Origin of the sequence: Janthinobacterium svalbardense (assembly GCF_002327145.1) — a bacterium.
Classification (GTDB): domain Bacteria; phylum Pseudomonadota; class Gammaproteobacteria; order Burkholderiales; family Burkholderiaceae_D; genus Janthinobacterium; species Janthinobacterium tructae.
The window spans coordinates 802457-815962 of sequence record NZ_CP023422.1 but is presented as its reverse complement, the minus strand read 5'-3'; the positions used below and the strand labels follow the sequence as shown (position 1 = coordinate 815962).

The window sequence follows — 13506 nt, the reverse complement described above, 5'->3', positions numbered from 1 at the left end:
CCGGGGGTCAGTCCCTGCGGGATCGGAAGGCGTTCCATTGGAACGTCTTCCCCCATCGGGTCTGACCCCAGCATTTGTCCTTGGGTTCAATAATCACAAACTGACATTCAGTCGCGCCAAGGTACTTTTCAGCGCATCGTTTTTCGGGTCCTTGCTGCGCGCTTCGCGCCACAGTTTTTGCGCTTCATCCTTGTCGCCCTTCTGCCACAGCACTTCGCCCAGGTGGACGGCGATTTCCGGATCGCTGCGCACGGCATAGGCGCGGCGCAAGGCGTTTTCCGCTGCGGCCAGGTTACCCATGCGGAACTGCACCCAGCCCATGCTGTCCATGATGAACGGGTCGCCCGGCGCCATCTGCAAGGCTTTTTCGATCAGCGCATGGGCTTCCGGCAAGCGGATACCCCGCTCGGCCAGCGAGTAGCCCAGGGCGTTATACGCATGCTGATTGTCGGGCGCCAGCGCCATCACGCGGCGCAGGCTCGCTTCCATCAGATCGAGTTTATCCAGGCGCTCGGCCAGCAAGGCGTAGTCATACAGCAGTTCCGGATTGTCGGGGAAGCGCAGCAAGGCGTTTTCCAGCACCGTGTAGGCGCTTTGCACATAGCCGGCGTCGCGCAGGAATTGCGCATCGACCAGCAGCACCTGCGCCTGGCTTGCCGGATCGTCCGTTTCGATTTCCGTCAGCGCCTTGCGCGCCGCATCGAGATTGCCGCCACGGGCGATCAACTGGGCGCGGCGCAAACGCGCCTCGACATAACCGCTTGATGCGCTATTGTCGACCTTGTCCAGCCAGGCGATGGCGCCGGCCGTGTCGCCGCGCGTCTCGGCGATCTGCGACAAAATCATCAGGGCCTTGAACGGATCGCGCGTGTCGCCAGGGGATTTTTCAAGCACGGCGAGGAAGCGCTTGAAGTACTGCTCCGCGCCCTTGCTATCTTCCAGCTGCAGCGCCACGATACCCAGCGCATACAGGGCGCCCACGTTATCAGGCGCGCTTTTCAGCAGCAGCAGGAATTGGTCGCGCGCTGGCTCCAGCTGTTTTTGTTCGACCAGCAGGCGCGCATATGCACCGCGCACTTCGACGGCGTCCGGATTCTTTTGCAGGAAAGTGGCCAGCACCTTGCCCGCCGCCTCGGACTCGCCCGTCACCTGCGCCAGGGTCAGCACGGCCAGCTCGGAGTTCGGCTTGATGGCCAGCGCCTTGTTCGCTTCGCCGATGGCGCGTTCACGCTCGCCAATCGACAGGGCGCCCTGCGCCAGCACCAGGTGCGCTTCGAACATGTCCAGGTAGGGCTGCGCCAGGCGCGTCACCATCGAATAGGCATACAGCTTGTCATTCGAGCGCGACAAAATCTGCTGCATCTGGAACAGGGCCACGCCGCGCGCGCCCGCCGGCGCATTGGCCAGGCGCTCGGCGAAAATCGGTTCCGCTTCTTCGATCTTGTCCGTCAACACGACAAAGCCGAGGAAGAACTGCGTCGCCTCGTCCGAATCGGGCGCCAGCTCGCGCCACAGGCGGATGGCTGCCAGCGCTTCGCCACCCTGCTTGGCGGCCAGCGCCATTTCCGAAGCGCGGCGCGCCAGGCGCGGGTCGCGCGTCTGCTGCGCCGCCACCATCATCGTCACGTACGGCCCTTGCCACTGGCCACTCTTGAATTCCATTTCAGCGCGGGTCAGCTTGTACAGCAAGTCGCTGGTCAATTCGACCTTCGGCAACTCGCCGCCGCCGGGCCCCTCCTTGGAGGTGGCGTCCGGCTCCTGCGGCGCGGCGGGCGCGGCCGCAGAGTGGCTGGCCGCCGCATCGGCGGGGCGACAGGCGTCTGTGCCATGGCATGCGTGGCCATCAGGGCAGACAAGGTTACAATGGCGAAAGCGTTTTTCAAAGGCGGATCCTGGCTAAACGGCAAAGTTTGATTCTACGCCCAACACGGCTATCGCGTACTTCACGTATGTAACGAAATATATACGTCGTGCCGGAGTAGCCAGCCCGGACCAGCCATCGGCCGGCAACCCGCCTGTTTTTACCCGGTTTTCAACCATTCGAGCCCTATGCCAGAATTGCCAGAAGTCGAAGTCACACGGCGCGGTGTCGCGCCCCACATTGAGGGCCGCGCCGTGCGCGCCGTCGTGCTGCGCCGCGACGGCCTGCGCTGGCCCTTCCCCCCGGCCCTGGGCGAACAATTGTCGGGGCAAACCATCGGCCTGACGGGACGGCGCGGCAAATACCTGCTGATCCACTTCCGCCACGGCACCCTGATCATCCACCTGGGCATGTCGGGCCATTTGCGCGTGCTGCCGACGGGGACGGAGGCGCAAAAGCACGACCATTTCGACCTCGTCGTGGAAGACGCGGACGGCGGCAGCCAGGTGCTGCGCATGACGGACCCGCGCCGCTTCGGCGCCGTGCTATGGCACGACGAGGCCGACGGCCCGCTCGATGGCCATGCGCTGCTGCGCGGCCTGGGCACGGAACCGCTGGAAGGCGGCTTCACGGGCCAGCTGCTGTTCGAAAAAACACGCAACAAGGGCACCAATATCAAGCAGGTACTGATGGCGGGCGACATCGTCGTCGGCGTGGGCAATATCTATTGTTCCGAAAGCCTGTTTCGCGCGGGGATCAACCCGAAGACGCCAGCCCGGCGCATCGGCCTGGCGCGCTATGAAAAACTGGCGCAATCGATCCGCGACGTGCTGGCCGAAGCCATCGTGCAAGGCGGCAGCACCCTGCGCGACTTCATCGGCGTGAACGGCCAGTCCGGCTACTTCCAGCAGACGTATTTCACGTACAACCGCGCGGGCAAGCCATGCCGCGTGTGCGGCGCGACTATCCGCCAGATCGTGCAGGGACAGCGTTCCACGTTTTACTGCGTGAACTGTCAAAAGTAAAGGGGGCCTGATGGTCAGAGATTTGGAACAATACAGCGCATGGCGGCAGGACGTACAGGCCGCCTTGCAGGCATACCGGCAAGCCGCCAGCGCGGCGGGCCTGGTCGACGGCGCCTCCGCGCTGCGCCTGGCGCGCTGTGGCTCCCGCCTGCTCGATGACCGTTTATCCGTCGCCTTCGTGGCGGAATTCTCACGCGGCAAATCCGAGCTGATCAACGCCATCTTCTTTGCCGGCTATGGCCAGCGCATCCTGCCCTCGGGCGCGGGCCGCACCACCATGTGCCCCACCGAGCTGCTGTACGACGCGGCCTGGCCGCCATCGATCCGGCTGCTGCCCATCGAGACGCGCGCGCAGAACCTGTCGACCAGCGACTACCGCGACCTGCCCGCCGCCTGGACCGTCCTGCCCCTGAACATCGATGCGGGCGACGACATGCAGGAAGCCATCCGCCAGGTCAGCCTGACGAAAACAGTCAGCGTGGAAGAAGCGGCGCGCTACGGCCTGTACGACGCCGACGACGCGGACGCTCCCGCCATGCTCGACGAAGACGGCCAGGTGGAAATCTCGATGTGGCGCCACGCCATCATCAACTTCCCCCATCCGCTGCTGAAACAGGGCCTCGTCATCCTCGATACGCCGGGTCTGAACGCCATCGGCACGGAACCGGAACTGACCCTGAACCTGATCCCGAATGCGCATGCGGTGCTGTTTATTTTAGCGGCCGACACGGGCGTCACGCGCAGCGACATCGAGGTATGGCGCAACCATATCGGCGCCGGCGCCGGACGCCTGGTGGTGCTCAACAAAATCGACAGCATGTGGGACGAATTGCGCGGCGACCTGGAAGTGGCGCAGGCCATCGAGCGCCAGCAGGCCAGCGTGGCGCACCTCCTGACGCTGGACGCTGGCCAGGTGTTTCCCGTCTCGGCGCAAAAGGCCCTGGTGGGCAAGATCAACCACGATGCGGCGCTGCTGGAAAAAAGCCGCCTGCAGGCGCTGGAGACGGCCCTGTTCGAGGAGCTGATCCCCGCGCGCAAGGACATCATTCGGCGCCAGCTGGCGTTTGACCTGGACGCCATCGAAGCGGCGCAGCAGGTGCAGGCGGCGGCCCGCGCGCGCGGCATCGCCGAGCAGCTGCACGAGCTGCATAGCATGCGCGGCAAGAACCAGAGCGTGATCGCCCACATGATGCGGCGCATCGATATCGAGAAGAAGGAATTCGACAGCAGCCTGTTCAAGCTGCAAGCGACGCGCGCCGTGTTTACCCGGCTGTCGACGGAGCTGTATACGAGCCTGGGCATGGACATCGTGCGCGACGATATCGATGGCGTGCGCGCGGCCATGCAGCGCAGCCGCTTTTTCACGGGCCTGCGCGAGGCCGTGCGCCAGTATTTCGAGCGCATCGCCAGTAACCTGGACCGTTCGGAAGGCAAGACGGCCGAGATCACGGAAATGATGAACGTGATGTACCGCAAATTCGCCTCCGAACACGGCCTGGCACTGGCCGCGCCGATGCCGTTTTCGCTGGCCCGCTACCGCCAGGAAATCGCCGACATCGAAGCCGTGTATCACAAGCAGTTCGGCACGGCGACCCTGCTCACCACCAGCCGCGTCGTGCTGATGGAAAAATTCTTCGACACCATCGCCTCGCGCGTGCGCCGCAGTTTCACCAACGCCAATGACGACGCCAGCGCCTGGCTGAAAGTCATCATGGCGCCCCTCGAAGCGCAGATCGTCGAGTACAAGGAACAGCTGAAACTGCGCTTTGCCTCGATCCAGCGCATCCACGACGCCACCGGCAGCCTGGAACAGAAAATCGCCGGCTTCGAGGCCAGCCTGGCGGCGCTCGAACGCGACAAGGCGCAGCTGGCGCAATTGCTGGCCGCCTTGCGCGCGGCCAGCGCAAGCTGAACGCAACATCAGCACCATCAAACAACAGAACACTGGAATCCCGCATGAAACGTCTGCTGCATCCGCTCTCGCCCGCCACGGGCGCGGCACATTTTGAAGATTACGCCGACCCGACTTTTTCCGCCACCGTCATCGCCTGGCAAAAGCAGCATGGCCGCCACGCGCTGCCGTGGCAAAACACGCGCGACGCCTACCTGATCTGGCTGTCCGAAATCATGCTGCAGCAAACGCAGGTCACCGCAGTACTCGGCTACTATGCGCGCTTCCTTGAACGCTTCCCCACCCTGCGCGATTTGGCGGCAGCACCGGTGGAAGACGTGATGGCGCAATGGAGCGGCCTGGGTTACTACACGCGGGCACGCAACCTGCACAAATGCGCGCAGCGCGTGGTGGCCGAATACGATGGCGTCTTTCCCAGCGACCCGGCCCTGCTGGCCGACCTGCCCGGCATCGGCCGCTCGACGGCGGCCGCCATCTCCGCGTTTTCCAGCGGCACGCGCGCGGCCATCATGGACGGCAACGTCAAGCGCGTGTTTGCGCGCACCTTCGGCATCGACGCCTATCCCGGCGAGAAACGGGTCGAGGAAGCCATGTGGCGCCGCGCCGAGGCGCTGCTGCCTGAAACCGGTATCGAAGCCTACACGCAGGGACTGATGGACTTTGGCGCCACGCTGTGCACGCGCAGCAGCCCCGATTGCGGCCGCTGTCCGCTGCAACCACGCTGCGTGGCTTACGCCACCGGCCGCACCAAGGATCTGCCTGTACGCAAGCCGAAGAAAACCAGCCCGGAAAAGCACGCTGTCATGCTGCTCGTCATCGACAACGGCCAGGTGCTGCTGGAGCAGCGCCCGGGCTCGGGCATCTGGGGCGGCTTGCTGTCGCTGCCCGAACTCGATGGCCATATGCTGGCCGATGCAGACTCGCCGCGAGAGATAGACCAGCAGGTACTGGCACGCGCCGTGGCGCCGTTCGGCGAGATCGAGACGCAGGAGCGCTTGCTGCCCATCGTGCATGTCTTCACCCACTACAAGCTGCACATCGTCCCCTGCCGCATCACCCTGGCGCGCCGCCTGGCGCTGGCAGGGGAAGCCACCCACGTCTGGTACGACGGCACGAAAATCGCCGACGCGCCGCTGCCCGCGCCCATCAAGAAACTGCTGCTGGAACTGTTCGGCGATGCGCGTGCGGCGCAGCGCAGCATGTTCTAGTGCGACGTTTTTTACTGTTCGCGCTGATGGCGCTGTGTTTGCACGACGCGCAAGCGGCTGACGCGCTGCCGGAGGTACGCATCGGTGTACTCGCCTACAAGGGCGGCGACGCCGTGCAGCAGGACTGGTCGTACGTGACGCGCCACCTGCACGCCAGCATCCCCGGCATCCGTTTTACATTGGCCGACTACGACCAGGCGGGCCTGACGCGCGCCGTGCACTCGCAAGCGATCGCCTTCGCCATCACCAGCAGCGGCCATTACGTGGCGCTGGAACACAGCGACGGCGCCAGCCGCATCGCCACGATTGAATCGCCGTGGACGGACTCGCCGCGCCAGGCCATCGGTTCGGCCATCGTCGTGCGCAGCGCGTCGCCGCTGCATGACCTGGCCGACCTGGCGGGCAAGAACGTGATGGCGGTGGCGCCCGACGCCTTTGGCGGCTACCAGATCGCCGCGCGCGAACTGCGCGAAGCGGGCATCGATCCCACACATGATTTCGCCAGCCTGCGCTACAGCGGCTTTCCCTCGCAGCAGATCGTCGAAGCCGTGCGGGCGGGACGCATGGATGCCGGCATCGTGCGCACCTGTCTGCTGGAACAGATGGTGGCGCGCAAGGAGGTACAGGCAGATGAACTGCGCGTGATCACCACGCGCCCGATTCCCGGTTTTCGCTGCGCCAGCTCGTCGCGGCTGTATCCGGACTGGCCCTTCGTGGCCCTGCGCCAGACGCCGCCGGCGCTGGCGAAAAAAGTGGCGCAGGCCCTGCTGGCCATGCCGCGTACCGATGAAGGTTACAGCTGGACGGTGCCCAGCGATTACCAGATCGTCGATGAACTGTTCCGCGAGCTGCGCATCGGCCCCTACGCCTACCTGGACAAGCTGACGTTCGAGACGGCCCTGCGCCGCTACTGGGGCTGGATGCTGCTGGTGCTGGCCTTGCTGGTGGCCTGGGCCGTGCATACGGTGCGCGTGGAATACCTGGTCAGCCGGCGCACGGAGCAATTGCGCGCCGCCCAGCACCAGCAGCGCGCGCTGGAAGAACAGGCGCGCCAGCGCCAGGCCACGCTCGACCACACGGCGCGCCTGGCCATCCTGGGCGAGATGGCCAGCGCCATTGCGCACGAATTGAACCAGCCGCTGGCGGCCATCGGCAATTTCGCGCGCGGCATGGCGCGCCGCATCGCGGCGGGCCGGCTCGATGCGGCACCACTGCTCGACGGCGCGCAGGAAATCGCCACGCAAAGCGAACGCGCGGGCGCCATCATCCGGCACATCCGCGCGATGGCGCAAAAGCGTCCCGCGCACAGCACGCCCTTCGCCCTGGCCGACGCCGTGGAGCAGGCGGTATCGCTGTTCCGCGCGGCCCATCCGCAAGCGCGGATCGATTGGCGCCACGACACGGCCAGTCCTGACGCGCGCGTGCTGGCCGATCCGCAGCAAGTGCAGCAGGTGCTGCTCAATTTGCTCAAGAATGCGCTCGATGCGCAGGTGGAAAACGACAATCCGGGGCACCCCATCGGCGTACTGCTGCACCGCGAAAACGGCGCCTGCACGGTGGCCGTGCGCGACGCCGGTTGCGGCCTGCAGGCGGCGCAGATGGCGCGCCTGTTCGAACCCTTTTTTACCACCAAGGCCGAAGGCCTGGGCCTGGGCATGTCGCTCAGCAAAAGCATCATCGAATCGTTCGGCGGCAGCCTGTCGGCGCATGCCAACACCGATGCGCCAGGCTTGACGGTCTGGTTCCGCCTGCCCGAAGATAGCGGCATGGAAGCGCACAAGGAAAACCAAGAGGAAACACCATGAACGAAAGCGATGCGATCATCTTTGTCGTCGACGACGACGCCGCCATGCGCCGCTCGCTGGCCTATCTGTTCGATTCGGCCGGCTGGCAAGTGGCGACGTTTGAATCGGCGCGCGACTTCCTGCAGCGCTATGATGGCCATGCGCCCGGTTGCTTGCTGCTCGACGTGCGCATGCCTTTGATGAGCGGACTGGAACTGCAACAGGAGCTGGCGCGCCATGCGATAGCGCTACCCGTGATTTTCCTCAGCGGCCACGGCGACCTGGCCATGGCCGTGCAGACGATGAAGGCCGGCGCCTGCGATTTTCTGGAAAAGCCGTGCAAGGACCAGGTGCTGCTGGACGCCGTCTCGCGCGCCGTGGCCCGCAGCGTGGATGAGAGCCGCAACGCCGCCAGCGCGAATACGGCGCAGTCGGCGCTGGCCAGGCTCACCGCGCGCGAGCGCGAAGTGGCGCTGCTGATGGCCGAAGGCAAAGCCTCGAAAGTCATCGCCCGCGAGCTGGGCATCAGCGACAAGACGGTGCAGGTACACCGCCATAACACGATGGAAAAACTGGGCCTGCACTCAGCAGCCGAGGTAGCCCGGCTGCTGATGGCAGGTGGACAGATTTAAGCCCGCACGATGCGCGCCGGCAGTCCCTGCCGCACCGACGTGCCAGAAACAGGATCGACAAACACGTTCTTGTCGCCGCGGCTCGGATCCGTCAATCCCAGATCGTTCAGGTTGATGCCCGCGCCGATGGCCGGCTCGTCGGGCTGACGCGACTTGCCGATGCGGTGGGCGCGCGCGCCATGCTCCTTGTGGCCAAAGCCATGTTCAATGGCGATCACGCCGCGCTGCACCCCATGGCGCAGCATCACCGTGGCCCTGGCCCTGCCGCCCGGCGTTTCCAGAACAATTTCATCGCCATTTTCCAGTTTCAAACGCGCCGCATCGTCGGGATGCACGGCAACCGGGTTGTCAGGATGGATGCCGCGCAAGCGCCGTGCGCCGATGCTGTAAGAGTTCTGCAGCGCCGATTTAAAACTGATCAACTCGAATGGCCACTCGCTGGCCGGATACGCCTTGCGCACGGGCGTGCCGTCGGCAAACGCCGCCACTCTCCAGGCGGGCGTACCGGGGAAGCGTTTGCCGCTCAAGCTGTTCTTGCTCACGCCCAGGCCCTCGTTGTACAGCATCATGGGTTTCAGATAACGGTGCGTGGACCAGTCCTGCGGATACGGCATCTCATCAAGCACCGGCACGGGAGGCACCGGCGCCTTGGCATTCGCGGGCGGCGGCAGGCGCAGGCCGAACATCTCGCCATAGCTCTGGTAGCGTCCTCCGCGTGCCAGCATGAAAGCCACCTTGCGCCACTCTTCCGGCTTCAGGGTGCGCTCCAGTTCGGGGCGGATGCGCGCCACGCCGGACAGTTCGATGTCGTCGTCGCTCGCCTCCGGCACGGCCGTCTTGCCCTGCCAGGCGATGTTGGCGCCGCCGCGCAGATACCAGTCTTCCGCGCGCAGCAAGGGGAAGCGCTGGCCATCCATGTCCTGCAAGGCCTCCGGGCCGAAGCCCGGCAAGGCCATCGTTTTGGCCAGCGCGATGAAGAACGATTCCATGCAGATGGTCTGGCCATCCGGCGTTTTCTGCACGCGCGGTTCGACCACGGGCCAGCGCGCCGTGCTCATTTTGACGGGCATGCCGCCCCAGGCGCCGGCCCAGCCCCAGCTTTCATACAGCAAGGTATCGGGCAGCAGGTAGTCGGCAAACGCCGAGCTTTCATTGATGAAGGGGTCGATGGCGACGATCAGGGGAATCTTCTTCGGATCGGCCAGCTCCTTGCCGATCTGCGCGCGCAAGCCCGTGATGCCGTAGACAGGATTGCAGCTCCACAGGATCAGCGCCTTCAAGGTGTACGGATAGCCGTTCATGGCGCTGGTGAGCCACTCGGTCGCCAACGCGGGCGCGTTCGGATACCACGGCGCCCTGGCCGGATACGCCTTGCCCGCTTCCTTCTTCAGCTTGAATTCCGAGGTTTTTTCATAGGGCACATTGCGCCCGATCGGCATGCCCGTCGCCTTGATCTCGCCGTCGAAACTCTCGAGGTTATAGCGCGGCCCAGGCCCCGCATCCTTGAAGCTGCCGCCATTGACCAGCGTGCCGCCCTTGCGGTTCAAGTTGCCGATCAGTGTATTGAGCATGACCAGCGCATAGGCGTTATAAAAACCCGCGCCCGACATCATGCCGCCATGCGCATTGACGGCGGCGCGCTTGCCATGGCTGGTGAGTTCCTGCGCCAGGCCTTCGATGATGTCGCGCCCGATGCCGCAGGCAGCTGCGTATTCATCCATGCTGTGGCGCTGCGCTTCTTCGTTCAACATCGTCATGGCCGTCTTCAGGTGCAGCGGCGCGCCCGCCACCTCCAGCGGACCGTCGAAGAACAAGCGACCCTCGCCCTTGGCGGCATTGTGCGGCACGATCGCTTGCGTGGCGGCGTCGATCACGCAGAAGGCGTCGCCGTCCTTGTAGCGCTCTTCTTCCGCCAGTTCCACCGCGCCGATGTCCGACGCGCGCAGATAGCGGCCATCGCGCGGATGGCCCTTTTCGTTGATGATCAAATGCGTGGCATTGCACCAGGCGGCCTCGCCCGCCGCTTCCGCCACCTTCAGGTTCGGCTGCGCGAGGAAGTTGCGGTCATAGCGTTCCTGCTCGATGATCCAGCGTATCATCGCCATGGCCAGCGCGCCATCCGTGCCCGGCTTGATCGGTACCCAGCGGCTGCGGTCGCCCGCGGCCAGGCTGTCTGCGTTCGTCAGCACGGGGTCGACGACGACGTAGCTGAACTCGCGCTTGCCGGAACGAGCCTTGGCGATCAGGGTGCCCTGGCGCTTGAATGGGTTGCCCGCATTGCCCGGCGCCGTGCCGACAAAAATGCAGAATTCCGTGTTTTCCAGGTCCACTTTTGCATGCGGCATTTTCTTCATGTCGCCGAACATGGCGCCCGAGCCGCTGCGATACGCGCCGCCGCAATACGAACCATGGTTGACCAGGTTCAAGCTGCCGTACGACTGCTTGAAAAAGCGCGTGCCAAACGCCAGGCGGCCGTCGTCCGTGCTGCACATCAGGCCCACCTGGTTGACTTGCGGGCCCAGCTCCGGCTGCGCCGGATCGATCGGCTTTTCCAGCTGGCGCAAGGCGCGCAGCCCCTGCACGTGGCCTTCGCCAAACAGGTCGCCGCCTTCCGTCACTTCCTTCACCAGTTGATCAAAAGCGATCGGTTCCCACTGGCCGCCGCCGCGCGGTCCCACGCGCTTCATGGGCGCCAGCACGCGGAACGGCGACTCCATCTGTTCCAGCACGCCATTGCCGCGGCCGCAAGCGGTCGAGCGGCCTTTCAGCCCCTTTTCCTGGAAGCGCGAGAGCGACACAAAACTGTCGCGTATCGAGGTCTGGTAAGGCAGCGCCGGGTCGGCCGACATGGGGCTGTAGGGATTGCCCGCCACGCGCAGCACCTTGCCGCTTTTTTTATCCAGGCGCACGCGCACGCCGCAAAACGTGGTGCAGCCCATGCACATGGTGTAGCTGACCTGCTGGTCGGGATTGACGGTCAGCTTGCCCGTTGCCGTGTCGACGGAAAACTCGGGCGGCAGGGAATTGCCGTGCAAGCGCTGTACGGGTTTGTCCTTGCCCAGCGCATGGTCGACCATGCGGCCGGCCGTGGTGGAAAAGCTGGCGGCAAAGGCGGCCAGGCCGCCGCCGATGGCGCCGTAGCGCAGCAGCTTTCGGCGCTTTTCGTTTTCATCTTCAGGGACGTCGTTGCGGTCGTCGTTATTTGTGTGGTCGTTCATTTTTGACTCCTCAGTGCGTGGCCATGGCAGGACGGCTGCGTGCAGCGACGACGCGTCCCGCCCATGGCAAAAATTCCAGCATCAGCAACAGCAGCGCGATCCACAGGCCGGCCGTGCCGATGATCCCCAGCAAGCCGTCGTTCCCCATCGGCAGGTGGTAGTCGTACAGGCCCGCGCCCGTTTTCGGGATCGTCTGGCCACCGATAAAAATCGTCCAGCGCATCATCCAGGCGCTATGCAGCGCGATCAGGCCATTCACCAGGCCACTCGTGGCCGGGCGCCAGATGGCCAGCGCCATTGGCACGATGGACGACAGCACGGCCCAGACAGCCGTGAACTGCCATTGCGGCATGCCCGCCACCTGGGTAAACGCCATGCTGTGGCTGGCGCTCACGCCGGAGAGACTGACGAACAGCCAGCCGCCGCCCAGCGCCAGCACCAGCGACAGCGACAGGGCCAGCGCGCGGTTCAGCGATACTTCCAGGGCCTGCTCGCGGCCCGGCAGGAAGCGGTTGAACAGCAACGCCAGGCCAACAGCTCCGACAAAGGCCGTGGCGGCAAATTGCGCCGGCAGGAAAGGCGTGAACCACAGCGGACGGGCGCGCACCACCATCACTTCCATGCCCGTGTACAGGCCCACGACAAATGCGGCGAGCAAGGTGAAGGCGGCGGCGATACGGATGGCCCGCAGGGAGGCGGCGCCACCGCGCCCGGCCAGGCGGTACAGGAAGGCCAGACGGTCCTGGCCCTGCCCCCGCGTGGCGAAGTCCACGCGCAGCGCCAGCCATGCGTACAGCATCAGGCAGCCCAGATACAGGGGAATGAAGAACGCGCCCCACGACATCCACGACTGCGGCTGGAAGTAAATATAGAAGTGATAGAAGCGGCCCGGCCCGTGCAGGTCGGCCAGCAGCGCCACAGGCGCCGTCATGCCGCACACGAGGGACGCCAGCAGCGCGATGCGCCCCAGGCGTTCATACGCCTTGCGGCCAAAGACGAAGTACGGCAAGGTCAGCATGAAACTGCCGTAACTGAGGCCGATGAGAAAAAAATACTGCACCGCCCACGGCAGCCATGCCGCTTCGCGTGTGACGTTGACAATTTCGGTGATGTGGCTGTCCATGGTTTATTTCCCGTGTTTGCTCGGTTGCCAAAGTGTCGCTTCGCCCTCGACGTGGCCGGCGAAGCGCGTGTCCAATCCCAGGTAGAACACGTGGGGCTGGGTACCCTGTTCGGGCTTGAGCACTTTCACCTTGTTCTCGGTGAGCAGCTGGTGCACCATGCTTTCAGGGTCATTCAGGTCGCCGAAGATGCGCGCGCCGCCGACGCAGGTTTCCACGCAGGCCGGCAGCAAGCCTTCGTCGACGCGGTGCGCGCAGAATGTGCATTTGTCGGCCTTGCCCGTTTCGTGGTTGATGAAGCGCGCGTCGTACGGACAGGCTTGCACGCAGTAGGCGCAGCCCACGCAGCGGTCGCCATCGACGACGACAACGCCATCCTTGCGCTGGAAGGTGGCGCCCACGGGACAGACGGGAATGCAGGGAGGATTGGCGCAGTGGTTGCACAGGCGCGGCAGCATGTAAGTGCCGCAGCGGTTCTCTTCCTTGACTTCATAGGTCGAGACGACGGTGCGGAAGCTGTTTTCCGGTACGGCGTTTTCCATGATGCAGGAGACCGTGCACGCCTGGCAGCCGATGCACTTCTGCACATCGACCACCATCGCCCAGCGCTGCCCGCCCTCGCCCTTCGTTGCAGCCTTGCCGGGCAGCGGCGCGATGGCCGCGCCGATGGTAACGGCTGGCAAGGCGCGCAAAAAACTGCGGCGCGATTCAATCATGACACTCTCCTTGACTATGGGCGGCAAGC

Annotated in this window: 9 protein-coding genes; 5 read left to right on the top strand and 4 right to left on the bottom strand. The window is 64.8% G+C overall.

Annotation, left to right across the window (positions count from 1 at the left end; translation table 11 throughout):
* Nucleotides 1-93: 93 nt before the first annotated feature.
* Nucleotides 94-1716: a tetratricopeptide repeat protein gene (locus tag CNX70_RS03535; RefSeq protein ID WP_244199022.1), complete on the bottom strand. Its 1623-nt coding sequence runs from the start codon at nucleotides 1714-1716 to the stop codon at nucleotides 94-96.
* Nucleotides 1717-2049: 333 nt separating this feature from the next.
* Here CNX70_RS03535 and mutM point away from each other — a divergent pair, with 333 nt between their 5' ends.
* Genes mutM through CNX70_RS03510 form a run of 5 tightly spaced genes read left to right on the top strand, consistent with a single transcriptional unit; the run spans nucleotide 2050 to nucleotide 8422 of the window.
* The gene (gene mutM / locus CNX70_RS03530) at nucleotides 2050-2886 is read left to right on the top strand and encodes a bifunctional DNA-formamidopyrimidine glycosylase/DNA-(apurinic or apyrimidinic site) lyase (protein ID WP_096233481.1); all 837 of its coding nucleotides are present in this window, start codon (nucleotides 2050-2052) and stop codon (nucleotides 2884-2886) included.
* Between the two features lie 10 nt (nucleotides 2887-2896).
* Complete coding sequence (locus CNX70_RS03525; RefSeq protein WP_096233479.1) at nucleotides 2897-4798, top strand: dynamin family protein; 1902 nt, start codon at nucleotides 2897-2899, stop codon at nucleotides 4796-4798.
* Between the two features lie 44 nt (nucleotides 4799-4842).
* Nucleotides 4843-6006: an A/G-specific adenine glycosylase gene (gene mutY / locus CNX70_RS03520; protein ID WP_096233477.1), complete on the top strand. Its 1164-nt coding sequence runs from the start codon at nucleotides 4843-4845 to the stop codon at nucleotides 6004-6006.
* On the top strand, nucleotides 6006-7811 hold the full coding sequence (locus CNX70_RS03515; protein WP_096233475.1) for a sensor histidine kinase: 1806 nt from the start codon (nucleotides 6006-6008) through the stop codon (nucleotides 7809-7811). The genes mutY and CNX70_RS03515 overlap by 1 nt, the downstream gene beginning before the upstream one ends.
* Entirely contained in the window at nucleotides 7808-8422 is a 615-nt protein-coding gene (locus tag CNX70_RS03510; protein ID WP_096233473.1) for a response regulator transcription factor, read from the top strand. The genes CNX70_RS03515 and CNX70_RS03510 overlap by 4 nt, the downstream gene beginning before the upstream one ends.
* Here the strand turns inward: CNX70_RS03510 and CNX70_RS03505 are convergent.
* The 3 genes from CNX70_RS03505 to dsrO are packed head-to-tail and all read right to left on the bottom strand — an operon-like array spanning nucleotide 8419 to nucleotide 13477.
* Nucleotides 8419-11640, bottom strand: coding sequence for a molybdopterin dinucleotide binding domain-containing protein (locus CNX70_RS03505; RefSeq protein WP_096233471.1), 3222 nt, complete (start codon nucleotides 11638-11640; stop codon nucleotides 8419-8421). The two genes, CNX70_RS03510 and CNX70_RS03505, sit on opposite strands and share 4 nt — an antisense overlap.
* Nucleotides 11641-11650: 10 nt before the next feature.
* Nucleotides 11651-12763, bottom strand: coding sequence for an NrfD/PsrC family molybdoenzyme membrane anchor subunit (gene nrfD, locus CNX70_RS03500; protein WP_096233469.1), 1113 nt, complete (start codon nucleotides 12761-12763; stop codon nucleotides 11651-11653).
* 3 nt (nucleotides 12764-12766) lie between these two features.
* Complete coding sequence (dsrO, locus tag CNX70_RS03495; RefSeq protein WP_071079747.1) at nucleotides 12767-13477, bottom strand: sulfate reduction electron transfer complex DsrMKJOP subunit DsrO; 711 nt, start codon at nucleotides 13475-13477, stop codon at nucleotides 12767-12769.
* Nucleotides 13478-13506 lie beyond the last annotated feature (29 nt).